General features: G+C 31.3%; 26 protein-coding genes. 18 read left to right on the top strand and 8 right to left on the bottom strand.

The features are described from left to right. Positions 1-38 precede the first annotated feature (38 nt). The 4 genes from PQ459_00635 to PQ459_00620 form a co-directional block, all read right to left on the bottom strand. Positions 39-725, bottom strand: a complete 687-nt coding sequence (locus PQ459_00635) for an SCO family protein (protein WDF47000.1) — start codon at positions 723-725, stop codon at positions 39-41. Then, positions 715-990, bottom strand: coding sequence for a YHS domain-containing protein (locus tag PQ459_00630; GenBank protein WDF46999.1), 276 nt, complete (start codon positions 988-990; stop codon positions 715-717). Before PQ459_00630 ends, PQ459_00635 begins: the two co-directional genes overlap by 11 nt. Positions 991-1,056: 66 nt before the next feature. Next, positions 1,057-1,425 carry a hypothetical protein gene (locus tag PQ459_00625; protein ID WDF46998.1) on the bottom strand — a complete coding sequence of 123 codons (369 nt, stop codon included), beginning with the start codon at positions 1,423-1,425 and terminating at the stop codon, positions 1,057-1,059. A gap of 155 nt (positions 1,426-1,580) precedes the next feature. Then, on the bottom strand, positions 1,581-1,751 hold the full coding sequence (locus tag PQ459_00620; protein WDF46997.1) for a lmo0937 family membrane protein: 171 nt from the start codon (positions 1,749-1,751) through the stop codon (positions 1,581-1,583). A 172-nt stretch (positions 1,752-1,923) separates the two neighbouring features. Here PQ459_00620 and PQ459_00615 point away from each other — a divergent pair, with 172 nt between their 5' ends. From PQ459_00615 to PQ459_00565, 11 genes are all read left to right on the top strand, one after another. After that, positions 1,924-2,916: an SDR family NAD(P)-dependent oxidoreductase gene (locus PQ459_00615; protein ID WDF46996.1), complete on the top strand. Its 993-nt coding sequence runs from the start codon at positions 1,924-1,926 to the stop codon at positions 2,914-2,916. Between the two features lie 218 nt (positions 2,917-3,134). Further along, entirely contained in the window at positions 3,135-4,376 is a 1,242-nt protein-coding gene (locus PQ459_00610) for a tyrosine-type recombinase/integrase (protein WDF46995.1), read from the top strand. A 15-nt stretch (positions 4,377-4,391) separates the two neighbouring features. Beyond that, positions 4,392-5,126 carry a hypothetical protein gene (locus tag PQ459_00605; GenBank protein WDF46994.1) on the top strand — a complete coding sequence of 245 codons (735 nt, stop codon included), beginning with the start codon at positions 4,392-4,394 and terminating at the stop codon, positions 5,124-5,126. Positions 5,127-5,264: 138 nt separating this feature from the next. Beyond that, complete coding sequence (locus tag PQ459_00600) at positions 5,265-5,840, top strand: hypothetical protein (GenBank protein WDF46993.1); 576 nt, start codon at positions 5,265-5,267, stop codon at positions 5,838-5,840. A 145-nt stretch (positions 5,841-5,985) separates the two neighbouring features. Further along, positions 5,986-7,236 carry a hypothetical protein gene (locus PQ459_00595; GenBank protein WDF46992.1) on the top strand — a complete coding sequence of 417 codons (1,251 nt, stop codon included), beginning with the start codon at positions 5,986-5,988 and terminating at the stop codon, positions 7,234-7,236. Positions 7,237-7,433: 197 nt separating this feature from the next. After that, positions 7,434-7,712 carry a helix-turn-helix domain-containing protein gene (locus PQ459_00590; GenBank protein WDF46991.1) on the top strand — a complete coding sequence of 93 codons (279 nt, stop codon included), beginning with the start codon at positions 7,434-7,436 and terminating at the stop codon, positions 7,710-7,712. Between the two features lie 73 nt (positions 7,713-7,785). Continuing rightward, positions 7,786-9,024: a DUF5906 domain-containing protein gene (locus tag PQ459_00585; GenBank protein ID WDF46990.1), complete on the top strand. Its 1,239-nt coding sequence runs from the start codon at positions 7,786-7,788 to the stop codon at positions 9,022-9,024. A gap of 267 nt (positions 9,025-9,291) precedes the next feature. Then, positions 9,292-10,170 (top strand): toprim domain-containing protein, encoded by an 879-nt coding sequence (locus tag PQ459_00580; protein WDF46989.1) that lies wholly within the window; start codon positions 9,292-9,294, stop codon positions 10,168-10,170. A gap of 148 nt (positions 10,171-10,318) precedes the next feature. After that, positions 10,319-10,768: a special sigma factor gene (locus tag PQ459_00575; GenBank protein ID WDF46988.1), complete on the top strand. Its 450-nt coding sequence runs from the start codon at positions 10,319-10,321 to the stop codon at positions 10,766-10,768. After that, a complete protein-coding gene (locus tag PQ459_00570; GenBank protein ID WDF46987.1) occupies positions 10,761-11,909 on the top strand; it encodes a relaxase/mobilization nuclease domain-containing protein in 1,149 nt (382 codons plus the stop codon). The genes PQ459_00575 and PQ459_00570 overlap by 8 nt, the downstream gene beginning before the upstream one ends. Positions 11,910-11,930: 21 nt before the next feature. Further along, the gene (locus PQ459_00565) at positions 11,931-12,542 is read left to right on the top strand and encodes a hypothetical protein (GenBank protein WDF46986.1); all 612 of its coding nucleotides are present in this window, start codon (positions 11,931-11,933) and stop codon (positions 12,540-12,542) included. A gap of 227 nt (positions 12,543-12,769) precedes the next feature. Here PQ459_00565 and PQ459_00560 read toward each other — a convergent pair whose 3' ends face one another. The 4 genes from PQ459_00560 to PQ459_00545 all read right to left on the bottom strand — a co-directional run bounded on the left by PQ459_00560 (position 12,770) and on the right by PQ459_00545 (position 16,960). After that, positions 12,770-13,975 carry a DUF3825 domain-containing protein gene (locus tag PQ459_00560; protein WDF46985.1) on the bottom strand — a complete coding sequence of 402 codons (1,206 nt, stop codon included), beginning with the start codon at positions 13,973-13,975 and terminating at the stop codon, positions 12,770-12,772. 418 nt (positions 13,976-14,393) lie between these two features. Continuing rightward, positions 14,394-15,176: a HEPN domain-containing protein gene (locus PQ459_00555; protein ID WDF46984.1), complete on the bottom strand. Its 783-nt coding sequence runs from the start codon at positions 15,174-15,176 to the stop codon at positions 14,394-14,396. Continuing rightward, entirely contained in the window at positions 15,173-16,291 is a 1,119-nt protein-coding gene (locus PQ459_00550; GenBank protein ID WDF46983.1) for a DUF262 domain-containing protein, read from the bottom strand. The genes PQ459_00555 and PQ459_00550 overlap by 4 nt, the downstream gene beginning before the upstream one ends. 261 nt (positions 16,292-16,552) lie before the next feature. Further along, positions 16,553-16,960, bottom strand: coding sequence for a helix-turn-helix transcriptional regulator (locus PQ459_00545; GenBank protein ID WDF46982.1), 408 nt, complete (start codon positions 16,958-16,960; stop codon positions 16,553-16,555). Between the two features lie 175 nt (positions 16,961-17,135). On the opposite strand from PQ459_00545, the gene PQ459_00540 reads away from it, so the two are divergent. From PQ459_00540 to PQ459_00510, 7 genes are all read left to right on the top strand, one after another. Then, positions 17,136-17,669 carry a hypothetical protein gene (locus tag PQ459_00540; protein ID WDF46981.1) on the top strand — a complete coding sequence of 178 codons (534 nt, stop codon included), beginning with the start codon at positions 17,136-17,138 and terminating at the stop codon, positions 17,667-17,669. Between the two features lie 87 nt (positions 17,670-17,756). Continuing rightward, the gene (locus PQ459_00535; protein WDF46980.1) at positions 17,757-18,404 is read left to right on the top strand and encodes a hypothetical protein; all 648 of its coding nucleotides are present in this window, start codon (positions 17,757-17,759) and stop codon (positions 18,402-18,404) included. Then, positions 18,401-19,993: a hypothetical protein gene (locus PQ459_00530; protein ID WDF46979.1), complete on the top strand. Its 1,593-nt coding sequence runs from the start codon at positions 18,401-18,403 to the stop codon at positions 19,991-19,993. The genes PQ459_00535 and PQ459_00530 overlap by 4 nt, the downstream gene beginning before the upstream one ends. A gap of 845 nt (positions 19,994-20,838) precedes the next feature. Further along, positions 20,839-21,300, top strand: coding sequence for a DUF4065 domain-containing protein (locus PQ459_00525; protein ID WDF46978.1), 462 nt, complete (start codon positions 20,839-20,841; stop codon positions 21,298-21,300). Continuing rightward, entirely contained in the window at positions 21,284-21,805 is a 522-nt protein-coding gene (locus PQ459_00520; protein WDF46977.1) for a hypothetical protein, read from the top strand. The genes PQ459_00525 and PQ459_00520 overlap by 17 nt, the downstream gene beginning before the upstream one ends. 982 nt (positions 21,806-22,787) lie before the next feature. Then, the gene (locus PQ459_00515) at positions 22,788-23,687 is read left to right on the top strand and encodes a hypothetical protein (protein WDF46976.1); all 900 of its coding nucleotides are present in this window, start codon (positions 22,788-22,790) and stop codon (positions 23,685-23,687) included. Next, positions 23,684-23,974 (top strand): hypothetical protein, encoded by a 291-nt coding sequence (locus PQ459_00510; protein ID WDF46975.1) that lies wholly within the window; start codon positions 23,684-23,686, stop codon positions 23,972-23,974. The genes PQ459_00515 and PQ459_00510 overlap by 4 nt, the downstream gene beginning before the upstream one ends. Positions 23,975-24,031: the final 57 nt, after the last annotated feature.

Below are 24,031 nucleotides of genomic sequence, written 5' to 3'. Positions count from 1 at the left end.
AAAAAGCTAGTAGCAAAAAGCCAACCGCCATCAGCATTTTATTGTTTTAATAATTTTCGAATGTCTTCTATCAACTTTTCACGGTCCGGATGGTATTTTCCGGTGAGCGAAGTTGTCTTACCTTCTGGGTCTTCATAATTCAAGCCAGAGTAGTATAAAATCGGGCTGTTGTTCTCATCAAATCTGGAACGGAGATTTCCTTCCTGGTCCACGAGTGCAATCATTCCGCTGTGGTTCAGGCTTTCCGATTGGTCTTCCTTGTCGCCGACATAAATATTGAACTGGTCTGCCAAGTTATCGATATAATCTCTATTTCCTGTTAAAAAATGCCAGTTCGGCGATTTGGTTCCCAGCATTCTGGCGTGGTTTTTTAATACTTCCGGCGTGTCGTTCGTCGGGTCGATGCTGATGGAAATGATTCCGAAATTTTTGTCGTTGATGGTTTCCTCAATGTGTTTCATATTGGAATTCATCACGGGACAAATCGTTGGACATTTGCTGAAGAAAAACTCTACCAGATAGACTTTGCCAAGCATATCTTTGTTGCTGATTTTCTGATTGTTTTGATTGGTTAGTTCAAAATCAGGAACTTTCATTACGGTGAAAAGGCTCTTTTTGAAATAGCTCATTCCGGCGCCAATCGTCAAAAAAAAAAAAGCGAGAACGACAATCGGAATGATGATTTTGCTCTTCGGATTTTGCTTTGCTTTTTTGTTACTTCGCATTTTGGGCATATTTCTCAGGATTCTTTTTGAATTCCGCTTTGCAATGGTCACTGCAAAAACCGTACTTTTTTCCTTTGTAGTCTGCGGTATCTTTCAGATAATCTGCTGTTTTCATTTTGCAGACTGGGTCTTCGGCGTTGACGACTTTTACATTTTTGAGGTCTGTCGCAGGTTTCATCTTCGAAACGTGTTTGACCTTCGGTGTTTCCTGAGCGCAGGAAAATGCAGATACAGAAAGGAGTATCGTTAAAATGAATGTTTTCATTGATGTTGATTTTAATCTTAATAAAATTTAAAAAATTGCTCTTGTAAGAGAATTAGAATATTAAAATCAAACCAACGGCGGATGGAAAATTTTGGAGTATAGAGAGAAATTATAAGAATTAGAAAACTGGGAATTGATTTTCAGGTTTTCTTTTATATTAAAATCATTAGATGAAAAAACAAAGGCGTCATTAATGATAAAAATGTCTGCCAGAGCGGAAATATTGATTCGGGAATCATTTTTAGTTTGATTTCCGGAAGCTTTTGCAATTTCTTTTTTCAAATAACATTTTCCGTTGCAAAGCAATTCTGGTTTCGCTTTGTTTTCGCAGAGATTTTTGTTGATGAAATCATAGTTTACCGCATAATCCATTAATGGCATCAGCGGACGCAATGCAATGGTTAGAATGATGAAAAAGGTAAATAGACTTTTCAATGCTGAATATTGATACAAATATAAAGCATTATCTTTTGAGTGGCTGATGATAAAAGTCAGAACTCAATAAAATTAAGACAATAAAAAAACCCACAAAGAAGTGGGTTTTAGATTTTTTCATTTACAGTAGTTTTGCAAATGCAGTTGGGATAGATTTAATCCAAAGGCTTACGTCCTGAGATGATATTAAATAACACCACAATGATTGCGATTACCAATAAAACGTGTACCAAATTTCCTGTTGCCATTCCTGGTACAACTCCTAACATTCCAAGTAGCCAGACTATAATACAAATCACTGCTACTAACCATAATAGACTTCTCATAACTTTTATTTTTTTTGTTTATTTGATTTTACACTATACATATTCTGTGCCTTTTTTTTAAAAGCTTGTTTTTGTGGGTTTTAATATTTGTGCTTTGTCGTATGGTATTAGAATTGATTGCTAATGAGTTATAAATTTTTATTAAATAAAATAAATTTTCAAAATCAGGACTATGGAATCAAATCATATTATAGAAAAAAGTCTAGCAGGAAAAACAGTCGTCATCACAGGCGGAAGCAGTGGGGTAGGAAGAGCGACCGCAGAAGCATTTGCATTGGAAGGTTGTAATGTCGTGATTGCGTCGCGAGGAAAGGAAGCTTTGGACGAAACCGTAAGTCTGTGTAGAGATTTGGGAGCTATCGCATTGGGTGTTCAAACCGATGTTTCTGTAGCAGAAGAAGTACAAAAACTAGCTGAAGAGGCTTTGCAATTCAATGGAAGGATTGATATTTGGGTGAATAATGCAGGCGTGATGTCCAGCGGAAAATTCGAAGAAATCCCAATGGAAATCAACGAGCAGGTCATCAAAATCAATCTTTTCGGTTATATGCACGGCGCGTACAGCATCCTTCCGATTTTCAAAAAACAGGAGGAAGGGATTTTAATTAATAATGTTTCGATTGGCGGATTTATGCCGGCGCCTTACAGTGCGGTTTATTCCTCCACAAAATTCGGAATCCGCGGGATGATGGAAGGTTTACAAGGTGAAATTTCAGATTTTGCCAATGTTCATATTTGTAATTTATTTCCTCAAATCCAACGTTCAACGGGAAATGCACACTCTGCAAAATTCTCTGGATTGGATTTCAAAGTGCCACCTTTCGCGGCTGACCCTAGGGACACAGCCGCAAAGATTGTTGAGCTCGCGAAAAATCCAAGAAAAGGATTGTTTCCAGATATCCAATCGCTCATCATCAAAAATCTGTACGGTATCTTTCCAAAAACAATTATGAACACTGCGTCTGCAGCAATGCGCACAATGATGAAAATCAAAAACGCAGACCCGACACCTGGAAACATTATGTGGCCATCACCAAAACCCCACAGAATCTATGGCGAAACCAGTTTGCCGGTTCCGAGCAGAAAGACCAAGTTGGCTTTGTTGGCAGGTATTGGGTTAGGATTGTCTTATATGATTATTAAGAATAGTTCTTCGAAGAAATAATCAGCTAATTAAGACTTAGATAAAAACAAAAAACCACTGAAAATCAGTGGTTTTTGTTCTGTAAAGTGGAGTTGGAGGTTTTCGAACCTTATATATTTTAACATAACTTAAAATATGTAAGTGTTCTATTTATCAGTATTTTAACTATATTTGTATATGTGAATATAATTAGTTTTTATATCTAAATATAGAAAAAGTAGCACCCAAACTGGCACCCAATGAATTACACTTTTAAACTCAAGAAGCCTAGTGAAACTAAGGAAACCCTCATTTACTTCCGTACTTTTTTCAACAGTGAAAATAAGAATTTTATCTATTCTACTGGTGAAAAAATTAAGCCTTCTGAATGGGACTTTGAAAATAGGCAACCTAACGATTTGAATGGAAGAACTAAGCGAGCTGAAATTCATAGAAGTCTGAAAATGCAACTAGATAGGTACAGTAGTTTTTTTACTGAGATAGTAAATCGTTATAAAAATATAAGCGAAGAACTTACTGTAGATCTACTCAAACAACGATTTGATGAAAAATTCAAGAAAATTACGGTAAAAAGTGATTTTTTTAGAATTTATCATGAATTTTTGGATGAGAAAGAAAATGATTATACAGGAAATTCGATTTCAAATTCGACTTTAAAACGTTATAAATGTAACAAAACTTTACTTGAAGATTTTGAGAAGAATAGTAAAATAAAAGTTACTCTCGGAAAATTTGATGATAAGCTATATAACAAATTTCTTAAATACTGTATTGAAGAAAAGAAGCATTCTGCGAACACAGTGCATAGAAATGTTGGTCTTTTAAAGACTTTTTTGCTTTGGGCTTTAAACAAGAAATATACTTACAATAATGATTTTATTTCTTTCAAGAAACCTGCTAAATTTATTACTGACGAAATTGCTTTGAATTACGAACAGGTAGAGCTAATTTACAATTACGATCTTACTAAAAATAAAAGATTGGAAAAAGTTCGTGACCTATTTGTTTTTGGTTGCACTACAGGAATGAGGTTCGGTAATTATAGCACAATATCAAAGAGTGATCTTGAAGGTAATTTCATTAGAGTAATTGATTTAAAAAGCAAATCAAAAAATTTGGCGATCCCATTAAATAGTATATCTAAATCAATTCTGGAAAAATATGATTATAATTTGCCGAGCATCACTAATCAGAAGATGAACGAATATATTAAGGAGGTTTTTAAAGAATTAAAATTTACTGATGAGATAAAGAAGACAATGAAGTATGGCGATGAATTAGTAGATTTCAAGTCTGAATTTTGGACAAGAATCTCCTCGCATACGGCGAGAAGAAGTTTTATTACTATTATGAAAAACAAACGAGTTCCTGATAAAGTGATAATGAGTTATACAGGTCATACAAGTTTGGAGGTTTTCAATGCCTATTATCGACCTAGCGAAGAAGATAAAATCAATTATATGAATGAGGTTTTCAAATAATCATTAATTTAGATTATGGATCAAAAAAAGCTTTACGGACAATGGAATCTTTGGGAAGAATTTGTAGGCTATCCTATGATGATTTATTATTGGATAAAGGGAGAAAAGATTCAGAAGCTATTACAAAGGAGAGTTAAAAAAGCCCAACAAAAATCCTCTAAAATTGTTCTTAATGAAAAAATAAAGGATGAGTTTCTGATCAAATATGAAAAGTTAGACAATTTTTTCAGTTTTCATTTCAAAGATATTGATGAATCAAGAAATCACAATTTTGAGGAAAAAATCCAATACTGTTTGGATCAATATAAAAAAGAATCAAACAGACTGTTAAGTTCAAGTAATCTGATGAAATTGCAGGGAAATTTTTTAAAAGGTGCCGAAACTACACTTTTTCTATATTTCGCCTTAAAACACAAAACAAATAGAGAAATTAGTTTATCAGATATTATGATTGGTGATAACAGTTCAAAAATTTTCCTCGCTTTTTTAAAAGATAAAAAATTCATCGATGAAAATCACAATCTGCTAGTAGATCAGAAATCTTCATTTATAAGAATTCACCGTTTTCTAAAGGACAATCACATCATAAACCCAGATTTCCAAGATACAACAATAATTGAGGCTATGGAAAATGAATATAATACCAACTTTGATAAAGGAACATTTTCAAGAGCAATCACAGTCAAACCAAATGACTTTGAAGAAAATATCTACCAAGAATTATCAAAGTTGCTTAATATAAAGTATTGAATTTTATATGGTTGGTAGAGTTGAGAAAATTTTCGCTACCAGTAAATTACGTATATTTGGACGTTAGGCGATTTTAAGTGCAACGATAAAATAACAATTTCATATTTAGTAGAATCTTCAATAAAAAATAAATAATATATGTATGAATGGAACTATTTTTATGGTGTTTTAATGCTAGATATGGATTACGCAAGAAACGAAACAAGAAATCATAAAGAAGCAATTAGGTTTATTCAAAATGAATTAATCACTAAAAACTATTATTATTTTCATCCTGCAATTTTTTCAGTTGGAACAGAAGAGAAACCATATTGCTACGACAATGTATTTATTACTTTTGGACGTAGCGCAAAATATTTCTTATATGACACAAATGAATTATATAATTTTATTTTGGAATTTGAGGATATTTTGAAAAACTTGGATTTCGAAACAGCACAAATTAAAATTGGTGGTATTTATGGTGACAATACACTGTTTTGGTTAAACCGTGAAAAACTATTGAATGACAAAGGGGCTTCTCTTGAAACAACTCTGGAATATTTTTCTGAAAACAAAATCAGATATTATGAAAATGATATGTTTTATTTTGGTTTTGGAGAGATAAATATATCAACAGGATGGTGTGAAAAAAAATATGACGAAGAGGAATTAGAATTATTTGATAAGATATATCCTGATTTTGAATATCCAATTAAAAAAAGCATTTCCTAACAGCAGTTTGTCAAAATGGTAGATTTAGTGCTAAATTTAACGGCAGGTCTTCGATTGAACTTTTGTTCAAAACTGAACATTTGTGCTTCGATGTCCGCCACTTCTCCAAGATGCAAACCATTAACAGAAATATTATACCAACATAATGTACAGAAATTCGTCAAATAGAATATTTGGAGGAAAAGGTTCAATTGGAGAATACTTTAAATCTCAAACAAGTAGTTTAGAAACTGAAATAAACTCCACTATTGAATCTTACATTCTAAATGTGAGTGAAGAACAATTTACAGACTATTTATTAGAAAAATACCAAATAGAAAAACCTATTATTCAATTTGAAGATGTTTATGCTGATAATTTTGAAAAAAACATTCCTGCAGAATATTTTCCAATGTCATTCCACATAAGGGATCGAGAGTCTTATCCTAGAGAAGTAATTCAATTTTTTGTACCTATCACAGGAAATTCTGAATTATTAAGATATACGCCTGGAATTAACAGAATAACAATAGGTGGAGGAAGCTCTGATTTCGAAGTTGAATTCGATAAATTGAAACTTGAGATAATTGATTTTTACAATGATGCAAAAATTATTAGATCAAAATACGATGAAAATGTTGTTATTACACAACGCAAATTAAGTGAATTACATCAGAATATTGATGAATTTAATAATTCTCTCAAAAGCTGGATTATTGGAGAAATAAGAAAAAGAAAAAATAAGTTTTTATCACAAAATGAATTTATGAATTCTTTAGGTGTTCCAATGAGAAAAAGTAAAAATACACCTGAAACTTTTTCTGTTCCAAGACCAACATTACGAACTAAAATAAAAGTGAGTAAGCCTGAAGCAGGTACCCAACCTTTTAAACCAGAACCTACAATAGATTTAGATATTTATAATCAAATTTTAAAACTCATAAATGATGTAGGAAAAAACTTTGAAAGAATGCCAAGTGTTTATAAAGGCAAAGGTGAAGAGGATTTAAGAGATCATATACTTATGACTTTAGATCCAAACTTTGAATTTGGTTCTGCTTCTGGTGAAACATTTAATAAAACAGGAAAAACTGATATTCAACTTAGATATGACAGCTCCGTAATCTTCATTGCAGAATGTAAATTTTGGACAGGTGAAAAAGGTTATCTTGATACAATAACACAATTAATCAATTACTTAACTTGGAGAGATACAAAGGGTTCAGTAATTATCTTTGTTAAACAAAAAGATTTTACAACTATTTTGTCAAAAGTAGAGACAACTACTTCTAAACATCCTAATTATATAGGATTTGTGTCAAAAAGTGATGAAAATTGGTTTAATCATAGATTTCATATAAATGGTGATAAAAATAGAGAGATTAGATTAGCTATTCAACTTTATCATATTCAATAATTAACACATCGGCTTATATTAATTCTAAAAAATTGGAAAAATTCTTTGTTGTCTTTAGATTACCAAAGAATGATATGTCTACTCCGGTAATTTATAAACGACTGGATATCAATTATTAAACTTAACACAATTGAGTAAAATTGCATAATTAGATATTCCAATAACACAATTTTGTCTGCAAATAAATATCACAGATTATGCAGACAACAAATCCATTCCAAACAATTCTTGACGAACTAGGGGAAGTGAAAGACTTACTCTATTCTCTCAAAAAAGAACCTGAAATTGAGTTGAAAAAGAAACTATACTCTATCAAAGAGTGTTCAGAAATTCTAAAACTCGATTATCAAACCGTACGCTCACATATTTTAAAAGGTAACATTAAGGCGGAACAAATTGGAAGATTCTACAGAGTCAACCATTTTGATCTTATGGATGCTTTAAACGAAGTCAAGTCGCTTAAGTATAGAAGATAGATAGAGACTTTTATTTATCAAGCATTGCAATTCACCCTTCTGTATTTCCTGTACAGAATCAAACCTTTAAAATATGAGCGAAAAAATCCCTTATCTAAGAGTAGGAACCACCTACTATAAAACTATTGAGAAACCGTTAATTTCAGGAGATAAGATCTCAATACTAACTCGATGGAATCGTGAAACCATTATCAGCGATCACGGAAAGATATACGTCTCAAAAGTTCCCAAGTATGACGGCTTCTGTTGTATTCCTTCCCATTTGCAATACCAACAAATTATCCAAGGATTCTATAATGTTTACAATGAGATTCCTTATCAGCCGATTAAAGAAACACCGAAGCAAACAAGCCTAAAAGAGAAGATTCCATTTTCACTTAGATTTATGGAGCATATTTTCGCAGAACAGTTGGAATTAGGATTGGATTATATCAAGATCTTACTGCAATATCCAACACAGATACTTCCGATTCTTTGTCTTGTAAGCAAGGAAAGATCTACCGGAAAATCCACTTTCATAAAATGGCTGAAATCCATTTTTGGACTTAATATGACCTACATCAAAGGAGATTCTTTCAGCAGTCAGTTCAATTCGGATTGGACATCAATGCTAATCGTTGCTATTGATGAAGTATTCTTTGACAAAAAGGAAATTACAGAACGATTAAAATATCTTTCAACGACTGATAAAGACAAGAAGGAGGCAAAAGGAAAAGATCGTGAAGAAGTGGAATTTTTTGGAAAATTCATTCTCTGTTCCAATAATGAAGATAACTTCATTCAGATTGATGAAAATGAGATCCGATTCTGGATCATCAAAGTAAAATCAATCAAAAGCGAGAACACTGAATTCCTCCAGAATCTAAACAAGGAGATTCCCTATTTCCTTCGTTACCTAATCCAAAGACCTTTTCACAGCCGTAAGGAGACAAGGATGTGGTTCACTGATTCCCAGATCAGAACAAAAGCCCTTCAGAAATTGGTTTGGAAAAATAACAATAAACTGGAATCTAAGATCATCGAGCTTTTATATGAGTTTTTTGAAAATACAGAAGACAGTAATATTCATTTCGTTCCGCAGGATATTTTCAATATGCTTGGCAAAATGTTCAGCAAACAGTATTGGACAGTTAACGATGTCCGGAAACTCTTGAAAGAAAACTGGAAACTCGAACCTCAAAGTAATTCTTTAGCCTATATCAAATACGACCTCGATTATGGTTTAAGTTTTTTCCAACAGAACAAAACAGGACGGTATTTTACAATAGAAAGGAAATTTATTCTTCAAAGATTTGATGAAATGATGAATTAATTGATAATGAAAATAAAACCAATTAGTTACATCTCATCAAAAGCCTCATCAAACTTTTAAACCTTGATTTTTTGATGAGAGGATGATGAGAAGAATATTTCAATTTTGATGAGATGATGAGCGTTTGATGAGAGTGTAAAATACTATTATTCAAATAAATACAAGGTTTTCTCATCAATTCATCAAGAATTAGTCAAAACCAAACCTGTCCTCTTGAACCGACAGTATACAAACTATTTATTACTAAAAAACATTAAAAATTACAAAATGAACTGCAAACAATTTAACAGCATATCGTTGGAAGAAGTCCTCCTTTCTCTCGGACACCTTCCCACGAAGCAAAATGAAAAAGAAGCTTGGTATCTCAACCCCTTTGCCAGCGAATCCCAAGCCTCTTTTAAAATCAATAAAAGTCTAAACTATTGGTACTTATTTTCAGAAGGGATTGGTGGGAACAATACCGCTTTTATGAAGAAGTATTTAAATACCTCGGTCAATGAAGTTTTGATATGGGCAGAGAAGCAGAACTTTTTTTCTTTTCTAAATCAAAATATTCCTAATCAGAAGTTCGAAAACCCGAGTAAAAGTTATGAGATACTTGACGTAAATGAAATCCAGCACCCTGCACTTTTGGAATATTTAAGAGAAAGAAAAGTAGAAAGTCAAACCGAATTTTTAAAAGAGATTCATTATCGAATGAATGATAAAAATAATTTCGGATTAGGTTTTAAAAACGATTCAGGCGGTTACGAAATCCGCAATAAATATTCTAAAATTTGTTTGGGCAAAAAAGATGTTTCTACTATAAAAAATGAATCAGAATCGCTTCGGGTATTCGAGGGGTTTTTCGATTTTCTTTCTTTTAAAAATGTAGAGAATTTTTTAGAAAAAGAACCTGCCGATTATCTCATTTTGAATTCTTTGTCGATGATATCAAAGATTAAAAAATCACTCGAAGCTTATGATAATATTGAGCTTTATTTTGACAATGATGAAGCCGGAAATCGTGCCGTTGAAATGATTAAAAACGAAAATGAAATAGCAGAAGATTGTCGGGTTTTGTACTCAGATTTCAAAGACTTGAATGATTGGTTGATCCATAAAAATCCATCAAATGAGAGACAAGTGAAACTTAGGAGAAGGTGAGTAAAATAAACACAGGTAAAATATGGTGGTATGCTAGTGCAAAAAGTACCCAAAGTTTACAATAAGCGTAACCGCTGACTGCAAAATTGGGCTTTTTGATTTCTTCCTATCGTCAGAAATGTTTTGAAATACACAAAAATAAAACACAATGGAAAAAGACTTTTTACAAGAATTTATACAGCAAGCCACGAAAGAAAATGAAGCAAAAATTGCTCAGGAAAAGAGAAAAAAATACTTTCAGGAACTAGGTCGGAAAGGTGGTTTGAAGACCAAAGAAAATAAAAAATTGAATAAAGTAATTTCAATCAGAATGACCAATTCTGAATATGAAGTTCTGATTCAAAAACAAGAAAAATATCCGCTAAAATTATCAACCTACATCCGAAATGTTTTGTTTGAAAAAGAACTCATAATTAATGAATTTCAAACCGATGAAGTCTTGCTTCAATATGGTAGTCATTTCAAAAAAATAACCAATCTTTTACGAAATAGAGAATGGAATGCTTTTGAAAATAAGAAAGAAATTTTAATGAAAATTGAAAATCTCATCGAATCAATTCATCAATATTTATATTCAAAAATCCAGAAAAATGAATAATTCCGCAACCACAAGAGTCATTACAAAAATAGCTTTGGAATACAATGCGAACGACAAAGGAACAGCAGAAATGGTAGCTTCGAATTATCTTTTGAGTGACACTGCTGAAGGTCAGTTTAACGAAATGAAAACCGTAGCCGACCGAAATCCAAAAGTGAGGAAATGGGCTTTAACAGGCTACATTTCTCAACCGGACGAAATCGGGAGAAAATTGACGGATAAAGAATTTGAAGAAATTGCCACAAGAGCTTTAGAAAAAATTGGAGTGACTGCAAACAATCAATTTCGATTGGATATCCACAACAGCACCAAACAAAAACATATTCATTTTATCGTGAACAGGATTAATATTTCGGGAAAATGTATGGTAAAATCACACGACATCGGGAGAAGCTTCGGAGAAGCTGTTCGGGAAGTCTGTAAGGAGAAAGGATTGTTAACCGATGTGGAAATTGGAATTCAGAAAAAAGCGGAGATGCTTAAAAGCTTGACCGAAGCCATTAGGTCAGAAGATAATTTTGATAATATAATCTCAGAAATGAGGAAAAAAGGTTTTGAAGTTCAATTGTCTTCAAATGTCAAAGATGGAATTTCGGGAATGCGAATTGTGATGGAAAAAGACAAAAATTTTCGAACTGAAAGAGTTTATAAAGCTGGTTACAAATTGTCTGAAATCTCAAATCAGCTAAAAATTTCAGAGATCAAATCGGTATTTGAAATGAAAAGAGTGGTCAGGGAAGCACAAAAAAACGCTTATAACTTAAAAGAGTTTAGGGAAAATCTACAACAGAAAGGATTTTCTGTAAAGATCCAATATAAAGGAGAATTTAAAGCCGATCAAAAAAATGAAATTCAAGATTTATGGATAAATAGAATTGGTAGTAGTCAAGAGAAAAACGGATTCTTTTTCCATAAAAATGTCGGGTTCTCTCTTTCTGCAATAGATTCTGACCTTAGTGATATTATAAAATCATTAAGTCAAAGTAGTATGAATAATGATGCAAATAATCATTTAAAATCAGAAAAAAATGAAAGCTTAACAGAAATTGCAGGCGGACTATTAGGTGACTTCCTTAATCCAACGTATGTTCCTCAAAACGAAGATGAACTCTGGAAAAATAAGCGCAAATTAAGACGATAATTAAAAATAAAAAAAATAAATATGGAAAATGAAAATAAAGAATCTAAAAGTAACGGGATGGAACTTTTAGAGAATGTTATCAAATCAAATATGGACAATATTGATCTAAATAGCAAACTTCGGTCTGATATCGAAGACCATACGAATCTGTTGAACGATGTACAAATGAGTTTGCAAGAGATGCATTCAATCTACGATGATGCAGTTCGATTTTCAAAATTAGAGGAAGTCAAGAGAATTGAATTTCTTGCCAGTATTCCTACTCAAGTGGATACAGTTCTTTCAAAAGAAACTAAAGATGATTTGGAAGGTTTTAGAAAGGATATAAGATGGAAGAAGATATTTATTTGGAGCGGAATTGGAGTCTATGTCTTTGCGGTTTTAGTATTTGGTGCGGCCATCACTTTCGCAACCAAGTGGTATAAAGAAAGTATCAAAGCCAAAAGTGAATTACGCCAAGATATTTTAAATGAAATTGCTGGTGAAGGAAAAAAGATATACGATGAAAATGAGATTGAAATCTTGAGCGAAAACACTCAAGTGATGCAATTGTGGATTAAAAACAGCCCTAAAAAAGCGGAAGATTTTTTAAGGTTTAAAGATGGATTTACGGCAAGGAGTAAAAATAAATGAGAAAAATTATTTTACTAGAATTAAATGAAATAGAACAGAAAACTTCTCAATAAACATTTTTTTTGATTTGAGGACATCATTACAGCCTTGGTTGAAGTGACTCCTTTTAATCTGTAAAATATTGAAATAGAGAGTTTAAATCTAAGTAAGCTTTTTAACACATATAATTTATCCTTGAGTATAACAATAAAAAAATGCCATAAATTATTTTATGGCACTTTTTATTGTTAAGGGTTTAACCACTCTCTATCTGGTTTTGCAAGTAATCTAGCGTTATTATATGCCCAATCCAAAGGTAATATAGTGTTAGCTCGATAAACCTCTCCTTCATTGGCAACTACTAACGCGACATCAGCAATCTCAACATCTTCTAAACATAATGGCAATAAAAGTTGAATTGAGTCATCATAAAATTGTGGTATTGCTGTTTTATAATTTCTTTTTATCCTTGTTAAGGCTGCATCAATAGCACTTTTGACTCTTTCTACTTGTAAAGGTTTGCCCAAGTTTCTAAAGCTTTCGGGAAATCTTTTTTCTCGATCATCCAAAATATGTTCAAAATCAGGAATTAATCTTTTAGATGAATCGTAGATTAGTTCTCCTGCGTTTTGGAAATAGTTTGCGAGCTCTGGTTTTTCAGCAAAATTATTCATTAAACGATTACTTTCTCTATCAAAAAATTTGAAAGTCCATTGAGGATTTTTTAAATATCCTCTATCCGATATAGAATAATTCATATTGTTTACGTGCTCAAAATAAGCAAATATTTCTTCTTGTTTTGAAGTAGCAAGTCCTGTATTAAAACATGCAAACTTCAAATCCTTCCCATTCTCTTCTTTGGTTGCGTATTTAATCTTATTTTCTTTCTGTAATCTTAAAAATGTATATGATATATAGCTTTCTAATACTGGGAATTTTCCAGTTTTATTTTTGATATAATCCCAGTCACCATCTTCAGTTTGAGAAATATTTTTTAATTCATTAATCGATTCATCCCAATTTTGAAAAAATGCAAATTTATCCATTGCAGTTCTAGTATCGCGAACAACGATTTTCTTTGCAATAAGACCTTTCTCTGAAGCATCAGGACTAAACTCTACCTCATAACCGTTTTCTATTTTTTTAAAACCTTCTCCAACTACATCCGAATGATGAATAAAATATTTTTCGTTTGAAGATTTAATAAATCCGTGTCCAAAAGTAAAATCCTCAATAATGCCAATATATCTTTCTTGAAGTCGCTCTAAATTTTTAGCTTGTAATCCCTTTGACGATGTTTCTGTCTCAAATTCTACGTCTTCATCAGGTAACAATATTTTTGTATCACCTTGTATTTGAGTAAAATGAATAAAAACCTCTTGAGGTGTTTGTTCATCGGTACTTATTTTTCCAAATCCTTTTTGAGGATTAAAAAATATCACTTTTCCTTTCATAGTTTTTTTAGTTTTTAATATTATGTAAATATATATCAAAATGACTATTTTTAGCTTTGTTATTTATGGTTAATTATATTTATTGATTATATAATTTATTCCGTAATAAAGTGCTTTATTAAACCGTATTTCCCAAATATGTAAACAAACTATTAATGTTCTGAAAAAATAACTTTTCCAAAATGGTTTGTGTATTTAGAATGATGAAAATAAAACTATCTACAGGACAGCCTAAATTAAAAGTCTATTGTGTTTGAGTTTTGTAAAATATTAGAAATAGCACAGGGTGCTGTTGAAAAATCATTTCAGGACAAATACAGTCTAAAAAAATAATAAAGCATAATTCTTAGAAAATTATAACTTTTGGATAATTATATCGTAATTACACCTACCGCAAATATGAAATTACAGGATATATCTAATTTGCTTCTGAAATTGGATTCCCTTTTATTGATAAAAGATAAGTAATTGAAATAAGTAGAATTTCCATTTTTAAGATGTTTGAGCGGATACTACTATGGTCAGTAGAATTATTCATACTACCATGTGCTATCTTGTGGCGTTCAGATAATATTTCTTGTATAAAAGTTTCCCAGAATGTATCTTGTACTTCTGTGGAGTTAATATTTAAAAGCGTGTCGTCTTCGATATAGGGATAATCTTCAATTGCATTTTGCAATTTCAACTTTAGTTCACTAATTAGAAGTATATTTTCAGCATCAGTATTAGAAAATGCATTTGAAATGTCTGAATTATTAAGCTTTTTAAATATTTTTTTTTCACCAAAGCTAGTGGCAATTTGATTTAAAATACTTTCCTTAGGATTTTTATTAGGTTTGTGAAATGCAGCGCTATCAAATTTCGTGTCTAATTCATCAAATACTAATATCAAATCTTTAATTTTCGAAACATTATCTTTTCCATCGTTTAATGGAACAATAAATTTTCTGCAGTAAGAAAATTTTAAGTCATTTGATGATAGTTTGAAGCTTGAACTCTGGTTGAGATCATCTAATATGTTTTTTACAAGATCTTTAATGTAACCTTCAAAATGAGAAATTGATAATACTTGAATAGATCTGCATAATGCAGCGTATAAGCGAGCATCTTCTTGCTTTGCCTCAGCCTCGTTTAGCAACAGATTAATTTCAGAGATTCTTTCAGCTAGAAGTTCTAGACCTTCCTTAACAAAGGAACTCATTTAAAGATCTTTTTTGCGGCATCAATTCTATGAATAATTTTGCTGCTATCTAAAATTGATCCTGATACTGAATCGTGAAACTTTTCATCTGCAAAAAGTTTCAGAAATTTTTCAGAAATTGATTTTGATTTAGTTATTTGCTTGTTCTTTGCTATAACTTCTGTAGCAACAGCAACAGAAAGTGCATCATAAACGGCAGCGTTGAATCTAGACTGTAAAATATATTCTCCGTGCAATTCCTTATATTTTGCGAAAGCAGTATTACCGAAATTTACTCGTATGAATTTCATTGTATCAACAAATAATGAGGAGTAATTCTCAATTGCAACTTTATCAAGTTTATTTTTGTCTTCTAATTTTTCGGAGAGAAAATCCTTAAAGTTATTGTCTTTGGATTTTTTATATGTTTTGTAATTATCTTCTATCAATGAAAAAAATCTTAGTACCAACTCTACGTCCTCCATTTTTTTCACTTTCGCATTAGTTTCTGGATTTGTAATAGAGATTTGATTTAAAATTCTGAAGTCATCATTCTTGGCCAATTTTTTACATAGATTATTAAAAGGACCTCTTAATACTGCATTTCTCAATTCGTGAGAACCTAATGCAACAGATCCTGAATTTAATCGTTCGAAAATATCATATTTAACTTGCGGATCAACTGTCGAGTCAATCCTTAGACATTTAACAGTGCGCTCTTCTAATCTCCTTAAAAGAAAAGGTGGCAAATCCTTATAATAGCAACCCTCTAATGCATCTAAAATATCTAATCCCTCCAAAGAATATTGATTTTCAAAAAAATTCAGTATCGCAGTTAGTCGTTGCTGACCATCAATAACCGAATATCTAGCTTCACCATCTAAAGCTTCTTCGTCTACATCAACATCATAGGAAAGATATATTATCGGTATTGGTATATTCAAAATTAAGCTTTCAATTAATCTGGATGACGTGTCTGTACTCCATCTATGCCTCCTTTGATAATCTGGGTCTAATTTAATTGTCTTTTTTTTTATTTTTTTGACTAAAGTTTCCAAGTCATATTCTATACTTTGAGTACGAACTGTTCTCTCTTTCGCTATACTTTGAAGATTTTCTAAACTAGTTTTAAGCATAAACAAATTTATAAAAATTTACGAAACCAGAAATACTTGCAAAAATTATAGATTTTAAATTTATAAGATAATTTGTTAACTAATCACTTCCACTTGTTAGTCAATACCAGAACGTAAATTATTATATGTATGGTTCTACTCTTCATCGAAATACTAAATTTTTTTTTAATTTGTTTCATATAGGGGATTTACAACAAAAAGGCTCAACTACAAGTTGAGCCTTTCCTATGAAAAAGTAATTATCCCGAATTACTTATATTTTTATTTATTGATAAGCTTTTCAAGCCGATCCATCATTTCATCTTTTTCTTTCAGCATTCTTTCATAAAGGGCAATCTTTTCCTCGTGCAGTGAAACTAATTTTTCTATCGGATGAAAATTGATAGTTCCATAATTGAAAGAATTACTAAAAGCGTGCTCTCCAAAAGTATTAGAAATAATATTGATTGCCTGCTCCTCATCAAAATTTTGGAAAGCTTCAACAGGAATCTTCAAAGCCTGAGATATTGCCTTGAGCAAATTTTCATCTATTTCTTCTTTTTGTTCAAGCAAAGAAATTTTCTTTTGGTTCCAATCATCACCTAAGTCAAAAGCTAATGCTTCCTGCTTTATCCCAAGCATTTCTCTAAAGCGTTTTACATTTCTTCCCTGATGTATTTTCTGTTCCATAGCGGTTATCAAATTTTAAAGGCTTAAAGATAAAGCCATTTCTATTAAATCGTCTGAATTGTAAAGTTAAAAAATTATCCTGTAAAATATCCATTTCAGTAGATATAATATCCAATTTCAATATTGTTTATCCACTTTTGAGAGTAGTAATTCGTATCAATAAAATATACTTATTATGAACAAGAAAAAGATAGACTTTGAAGCTGAGTTCTGGGACAGCTACAGAAAACATACTTGTTTGTCCTTAATTGATGCATTCTTTGAAATGGATTACCTATCTGCCGTCAAAGATAGATTGTTTGATATCATAAATTATTCTACGAAATGTGAAGTTCTGATGAAGGATGATCCTTCGCTCGTCTTTCACTATTACCTATGTATGCGCTCATTTATAAGAGCAAGTTATCTATTACAATTCAAAAATAAAAGATGGAAATTGAATGATCCTCCGGAGTATACATCCAGATTATTACAGGGCTCACTTTCCAATGAAGAGTATGACAATCCATTTCTTGTTTTCCAGAAGGCTTTTAAAGAATTTACTTTACAGGAGTTTGAGTATTTCAATACACAAATTATATATTTCTCTTTAGGTGCATATTCAGATGAACCGGAAGCGAATATCATCACTCTTTTTATCCACCTAAACAAAATGCTGGATGCCGCGCAAATCATTCGTGAACGTGGGATTGAAAAGATCAAAAAGTAAGATATGATCTCTTTCGGATAATTTATACACTTTCAAACTTGAATAGGCTTTCGTGCTTTCCCAACTTTATGTAACTAAAAAATCGATATGAAAAAGAAAACTGAAAGCCGTTTGATCACAAATATTGATCAAACGCAAATTACTTTTCCAATACTTTTGGAGAAACGACAGAGAGAAGAATTGATAGACGGGATATTCAAACTAATTCAAAAATTAGAAAATCCTGAGATTGACAGACTTTTAGACCATTATGAAGATTTCATACAGAATTATGACCTCAAAGATCTGCTCTATGGAAACATTGAAGTCCTGAAGGCAAGCCGGCTTGATACCAAGACAGCAGCAACAATGTCCTGCCTGCTGGCATTGATCGCCTTCAGCTCAGAACTTTTGGATAATGAAGGAAGAATGATTCCACTAAGCGACATCCCAGAAGACAATATTGCTGTGTCAGCAATTGAATATATCATAAGTTCTATCGTTTTAGATGATCTTTTAGAATATTTGCTTTACAGTATAATTTCTATAGTAGGTGTTGAATACTATACGGCATTTCAGCAAAAAATAGGAAACAAGAATTTCGCAAACGAAGATATCCTTCATCTTGAAAATGATGGAGAGTTGAAAGAACACATTGATCTGATGGCGTGGTTTGCAGTGATGCGATTATTCTTAGAATCTGTTTACTTTTATTTTAATGATGAAAATCACAAGAGCAAAAAGCCATTACAATGAAAACTTCAAATCAATTTCAATTTACACAGATTGGTCACGAATTTTTAGATATTTCAATCAATCAACTTTTCAGACAACATTATCTTATGATTCAGATATTCTTCAATCAGACTGATGATTCAGGCTACGCTCATCTCATAATTCTGGTGGAACACAAAAAGGATGTTGATGAGTTAATGCGAAAAAAATGGGTAGATAAAGTTTTTAAAGAGTACAAAGTCAAAGTCTGTGTGTTTTATTCTTCAGAAATCCACCATAGATTTTCTTTAGGAGATCCTTTCATTGAGCTTTATTGTAGACCATCAGCAATTATTTATCAAAATGCTGATTATGGAAAAGCATTGACTATTAAAAGGAATTGGAAAAAATTCAGTAAAAAGTTTGAAGACTATAAAGATTCTCTGTTTCACGATCACGATCTTTTATTAACACAGGTCAGAGGATTTGTCACTGACGAATCATCAGTAAGTGCCTTGTTGGCTTATGAAAATGTTTTTAAGTATGATCTGGGATACTTGGAAGAATTATATACTGGAAATGGTTTCAATTCAGAAAATCTGAACGAAAGAATAACGAACCTTTCAAAACATATTCCAGAAATAAAAAGCCATTTCGTCTCTCAAAGCCGAAGCGAATATTACCTAATTCATTTAATTGGGAAAGCTAGAGAAGCATCAAAAGATGATCTATTTTTTAAAAATGAAATGTTCGAAGCGTTCAGTATAGCTGAGGATAGTCTTTCCGGAATGATTGAAAAACGTTTGCATCAATTAAAGAAAATGATAAAAATAGGATGTTCTGACAAGGAAGACATTAATGAAACAGCAGAGGCAAACGATAAAGATGAGGTTCTAGATATGGCTGTGGAAGTAATTGTAAAGTCAATCGAGGTTGAAGAAATCTATATCTTCCACAAAGCTGTATACGGTTTTAATACAACTTATTACTTACTGTTGCTAGGTCTTAATATTGGTAATGATAAATTGAAATCCATAACACAGTCACTTAAAAGTCACAATGGTGATCAGTCTGATTTTGTTTTGATCAGCCACGACCGATATTGGATTCAGAAGAATCTGTACTTTTATCAAAGTTTCTTTGCAAATGTTATTCAAAGCAAAAATAAAATTTACCAATCTCATCCGTTTCATCCGGAGCCTCATTGGGAATATCCACATAATCAGACCTATGCTGATCTTGACTATTACTTTGAAGCGACCACGAAATTTTCTAAACAATTCCTTGCACTAGCGGAAGATGAGAAAGAAAATTATCAGGGTCTACCATACTTTTTTACACTGTTTTTTCTTTCATTTTGCAGAACATATATTTATGCAAAGCTTTGCTATATGCCGAATTATTTATCCAATTACAGTTTGTGGCGACTATGTGAGTTTGCAGATCCTGAATTGCGAAAGTACAATTATCTATTCGAAGAGTTCTGGACTAAGTTCTTTCCGTATCTAGACTACCATATGGTTCTTCATCACCATATTACAAATTTGAAAAAAGAAGAGGTGACTCAAATGAAAGTAATTGTCGAAAAACTAATAAAAAATTTACAAAAAATATCATCAAAAATTCGTTGAAAGTTAATTTTCGGATTTATTATTATAATCCATAATCATAGAATTTTGGATTAAACTTAAACATCTAAATATATGTCTCAATTAAAAGAAATAAAAAAAATACCCATAGAGGAGGTGATCGAGCACTTTAGAAGCGATGGTATGATTATCACCAAAGAGGAAGCAGAATTGATTATGGAATTTCTCTATTTTCTTACAGAGAGTGTTATTCTAAAATATTTTGATAATTAGTTTAAAAGATTATTGTAATAGAAAGCAACATTATTCACATTAATAATTTTTAAGATTATTATTAGAACTAAATCTGACAAAAAAATGCAATTCCTTCTTGCAATCGTAAGCACATTTTGCAAATATGGAGTAACTACAATTTAAAATATTTTACTTCGACACCAAGTCTGATATATGAATTAATTTATTTTACAGCGCATTATAATATTTCTGTATACGTATTGTGACTTCCAAAAAAATCTTATAAAGAAGTTTACGCGCGCATAATGACTGACTAAAATCTTCGATTGGTCTATTGTCAAAACTATCCTTACCTTTTAGCTCGTTCGTTTTTTTTCTCACACAGTTATCGAAGTTGTTTTCTTGGTTAATGATTATGGTGTTGAGCAAATCCTAAAAATAGAGATTTTGGCGACACATTAGGATTAGAATTGAAATCGATTATTTCTAGGATTTTGTAAAATCCATCGAACTACAAATAAATTTGCTGTTTTAACGTTTAATGTTAATAGTTTTGTATTTAAATATTTTGTCAGTCAAAAAAAACATTTTACTTTTGCCGACTTTTTGAATTTCAATAAAAAAGTGTAACTTACCTCCGTAAAAACAAATCTATGTATAACTGCTTTGATATTGCTAAACAATTTTTAAAGTTTGCTAATGAAGAAGGATTTGGCATTGAGCCAATGAAGCTTTTGAAGTTAACTTATATTGCTCATGGATGGTATTTAGGCTTTTATGACAAGCCACTTATTGAAAATAATGTTCAAGCTTGGAAGTATGGTCCTGTTGTTCCAGAACTCTATCATGTAACTAAAAGATTTGGGTATAGAAATGTTGATCTTGAAATCATCGATCTTTATACAGAGAATAAATTAAGCGACATTGATCAGAACTTTATAAAATCAATATGGAATACTTATAAGAATTACTCCGGATTGGAGTTGTCAAGTATGACTCACATGAGTGAAACTCCTTGGAGTGAAGCTTTTGACCCAAATATGTATCATAAAGTGATTAGTAATGATATTATTAGAAATCATTACAAAAAATTAATTGATGAGCGTGGAAGATGACCCATCTGAAGATTTAGATTTTAAGTTTTTTTTTGATAATTATAGTCCCGAAGTAGAGCCATCTTCAACTTCCGATATAAAATCGAAAAAAGAAAAAATTGCTCTTTTTGGAGGAGAAATGAATGATATAGATGTTTTTCTAAAACATGAAGAGTTTCGATTAAAATATTATGAATTTAGACTCAAGCGAAAGACACAAATTAACGAGAATAAATCTAAATTTAAGGATAGTAAAAACGAAAGAAGATTAAGAAAAGAAAATGCTAAAAAAGCATTTTGGTTTTCTTCTATTTGGGCAATATTCATAGCATTCTTTATAATTTTACATGGTCTTAAAGAATTCAGGTTGCCATTTTTTAAATCTATTAAAATTAGCTATAGCGTCTCCGAGACAGAATTTATTTTTGTGTGTGGCACTCTTACTGCTTCTGTTCTTATTTTTTATCTTACAGTCATAAAAAATTTATTTCCGAACAAACCAGATATTTCTAACAGACCTGATTAGACAGAATAAGAGCTCCTATTAGGAGCTTTTTTCAGGTAATGTCGAATTCGAGGATGTAAACACCACTACTAAATATTAGCTTGATTTAGTTTCGATGATGAAGTGTTAAACAGTAATATTTCTTTTAGGCATTATCTAGTTGCTTACAACTTCTAAATCCTCACTGCTTGCACCGCTTACTGATGAAGTTATAATGTATGTACTTTTTAGAAAAAGAGCAGGAAATATTCTGTCTCCCTGATCACTTTTGTAAATTGCACATTGGGTATTGCTTGGATCAACTAAGGCAGTTAACATCTGACGATAGAATTCTTTGTATGAATCCACGTCCTTAAATTTTAATAGGTGAACCTTTTCACTGTTTAAGCTTTTGAGTTTTATTATCATGTAGTTAATTTTTGATATCCAAATGTAGTTAATTTTATAACAGGTTAATATTGAATTGTTCTTTCATTATATTTGTGCAAACTAATATATTAATCGTGGACAGCTCTCCAATTTTCAATTATCTTCAAGATCATATTAAGCGAAAGTTAATCAATTTACTTATTGCGATGCCGTTTTGGGTTATACCATTCATTTTATTTAAAAGATCATTTTTCACAATACCAATCTATGCTCAATTATCTCTGATTTTCTGCTTATGCTTATCCTGGTATATTTTAAACGTTTTTCTTGTTTTAATTATCACTTCTGGATTTTTGGAAAAGACTGAAAGAATAGATGAGCTTATACCAGAAATTATAACTTTTTCAAGTATCTGCTCTATTTCAATCCTAATTTTAATTGGATATTATTTCAGTCTTTCGTTAACTAGTTTTCTGGTACTGGCATTTATTTCAATTTTGCTATTAAAAATGGTTTTGATTTTTATATTTTTATTAAAAAGTGTCTATTACAGCTTAAGAAAGTCTTAATTTATTTTTTAATAACAAAATTTTTTAATATCGATGTTTTTAAAAAGTTATATATTTGCTTCGCTATGAAAACAGATCTTAAAGAATTGCGCGACATGGCTTTCGATATTACTATTGATCCAAATAATAGTATTCACTCGGCTAGCGCAGATGATGTTGTAAAGGTTCTTAATGCCTATATTTCATCGTATAAAAATTTTATAGCAGTCAAACTAAAGGCGGAGGAAAAGTCACCAGAAGAGATTAGTAAAGCTGTTACGGAAGCTAAGTTGTTAGTTGTGAATACGGAATTCAATAGCTATCATAATAGTCTTGCACCATCGGATTATTCTAATTTTTCTTATTTTGAAAGCTATAAAGATGATGTACTCGATACTGACGTGGATAATTACGGTCAATTGCAAGAGTTAATTCATAAATACAATAAAGAAGAATTATACGCGATATTTAATCCAATTTTTTCAGCGACCAGTAAAGATTATAGTCTCAAGGTTAAAACTGATGCCGGGGAGAGAAAAGTTAAAAAGCCTACTCAAAGTTTTGCTACTTATTTCAAGCCCACTAAGAAGAAAGAGGTTAAAGAGGATTCTGATAAATTATTCCAGATTTATGTTCAATCAAAAGATTTAAAAACAATATCTAAAAAAGATATTATTTATAGTGCAGAATTGGAACATAAGACCTATCCATACAGTATAGACAGAATAACAACACAGGATAAACTCATTTTCTTAAACGATACCATCCATTGTAATGTCGAATTTAAAGATGATTTATATTTTATTGGTTTCGATGATTTAAATATAAATGTGTGGGGAGAAACAAGAAAAGAGGCGGAAGAGGCTTTTGATTTTACTTTTTATTCTTTAGTTATTAATTATGTTGAAGAGGATGATAAACTCCTGTCTCATGATGCGATTGTCCTTAAGAATACACTAATAACTATGATTAGAACTATTAAATGAAATCAAGGAAAGTTAAAGAACTGGTTAGAGTATTAAAAAAGAAGGGCTTTGAACTTCGTCCAGAAAAGAATCATCACAATTTTTATTTTTTAGTTATAGATGGAAAGAAAACATCTATCAACACTTATTTTAGTCACGGAAAAGATGAATACGGAGCTTCATTGATGGGAATGATTAAAAATCAACTACGTTTTCCAAGTTCAAAAAAAGCAGAAGATTTTTTCGACTGCCCATTAACTAAGGAAATGTATGCAACGATGCTTAAAGAGCAGGGCGATGTATACTAAATTTTGCACGCTTTGTGTTTTAAGGGAATTTAGTCAAAAGCTTACAATAGGCTATTA

It is taken from the genome of Chryseobacterium sp. KACC 21268 (genome assembly GCA_028736075.1).
Classification (GTDB): domain Bacteria; phylum Bacteroidota; class Bacteroidia; order Flavobacteriales; family Weeksellaceae; genus Epilithonimonas.
The sequence above is the reverse complement of the archived record's forward strand: the minus strand, read 5'-3'. Positions and strand labels throughout refer to the sequence as shown.

Coding starts and splice junctions, on each gene's coding strand:
- PQ459_00635 (WDF47000.1), bottom strand. CDS start 725: ATGCGAAGTAACAAAAAAGCAAAGCAAAATCCGAAGAGCAAAATCATC.
- PQ459_00630 (WDF46999.1), bottom strand. CDS start 990: ATGAAAACATTCATTTTAACGATACTCCTTTCTGTATCTGCATTTTCC.
- PQ459_00620 (WDF46997.1), bottom strand. CDS start 1,751: ATGAGAAGTCTATTATGGTTAGTAGCAGTGATTTGTATTATAGTCTGG.
- PQ459_00615 (WDF46996.1), top strand. CDS start 1,924: ATGGAATCAAATCATATTATAGAAAAAAGTCTAGCAGGAAAAACAGTC.
- PQ459_00610 (WDF46995.1), top strand. CDS start 3,135: ATGAATTACACTTTTAAACTCAAGAAGCCTAGTGAAACTAAGGAAACC.
- PQ459_00605 (WDF46994.1), top strand. CDS start 4,392: ATGGATCAAAAAAAGCTTTACGGACAATGGAATCTTTGGGAAGAATTT.
- PQ459_00600 (WDF46993.1), top strand. CDS start 5,265: ATGTATGAATGGAACTATTTTTATGGTGTTTTAATGCTAGATATGGAT.
- PQ459_00595 (WDF46992.1), top strand. CDS start 5,986: ATGTACAGAAATTCGTCAAATAGAATATTTGGAGGAAAAGGTTCAATT.
- PQ459_00590 (WDF46991.1), top strand. CDS start 7,434: ATGCAGACAACAAATCCATTCCAAACAATTCTTGACGAACTAGGGGAA.
- PQ459_00585 (WDF46990.1), top strand. CDS start 7,786: ATGAGCGAAAAAATCCCTTATCTAAGAGTAGGAACCACCTACTATAAA.
- PQ459_00580 (WDF46989.1), top strand. CDS start 9,292: ATGAACTGCAAACAATTTAACAGCATATCGTTGGAAGAAGTCCTCCTT.
- PQ459_00575 (WDF46988.1), top strand. CDS start 10,319: ATGGAAAAAGACTTTTTACAAGAATTTATACAGCAAGCCACGAAAGAA.
- PQ459_00570 (WDF46987.1), top strand. CDS start 10,761: ATGAATAATTCCGCAACCACAAGAGTCATTACAAAAATAGCTTTGGAA.
- PQ459_00565 (WDF46986.1), top strand. CDS start 11,931: ATGGAAAATGAAAATAAAGAATCTAAAAGTAACGGGATGGAACTTTTA.
- PQ459_00560 (WDF46985.1), bottom strand. CDS start 13,975: ATGAAAGGAAAAGTGATATTTTTTAATCCTCAAAAAGGATTTGGAAAA.
- PQ459_00555 (WDF46984.1), bottom strand. CDS start 15,176: ATGAGTTCCTTTGTTAAGGAAGGTCTAGAACTTCTAGCTGAAAGAATC.
- PQ459_00550 (WDF46983.1), bottom strand. CDS start 16,291: ATGCTTAAAACTAGTTTAGAAAATCTTCAAAGTATAGCGAAAGAGAGA.
- PQ459_00545 (WDF46982.1), bottom strand. CDS start 16,960: ATGGAACAGAAAATACATCAGGGAAGAAATGTAAAACGCTTTAGAGAA.
- PQ459_00540 (WDF46981.1), top strand. CDS start 17,136: ATGAACAAGAAAAAGATAGACTTTGAAGCTGAGTTCTGGGACAGCTAC.
- PQ459_00535 (WDF46980.1), top strand. CDS start 17,757: ATGAAAAAGAAAACTGAAAGCCGTTTGATCACAAATATTGATCAAACG.
- PQ459_00530 (WDF46979.1), top strand. CDS start 18,401: ATGAAAACTTCAAATCAATTTCAATTTACACAGATTGGTCACGAATTT.
- PQ459_00525 (WDF46978.1), top strand. CDS start 20,839: ATGTATAACTGCTTTGATATTGCTAAACAATTTTTAAAGTTTGCTAAT.
- PQ459_00520 (WDF46977.1), top strand. CDS start 21,284: ATGAGCGTGGAAGATGACCCATCTGAAGATTTAGATTTTAAGTTTTTT.
- PQ459_00515 (WDF46976.1), top strand. CDS start 22,788: ATGAAAACAGATCTTAAAGAATTGCGCGACATGGCTTTCGATATTACT.
- PQ459_00510 (WDF46975.1), top strand. CDS start 23,684: ATGAAATCAAGGAAAGTTAAAGAACTGGTTAGAGTATTAAAAAAGAAG.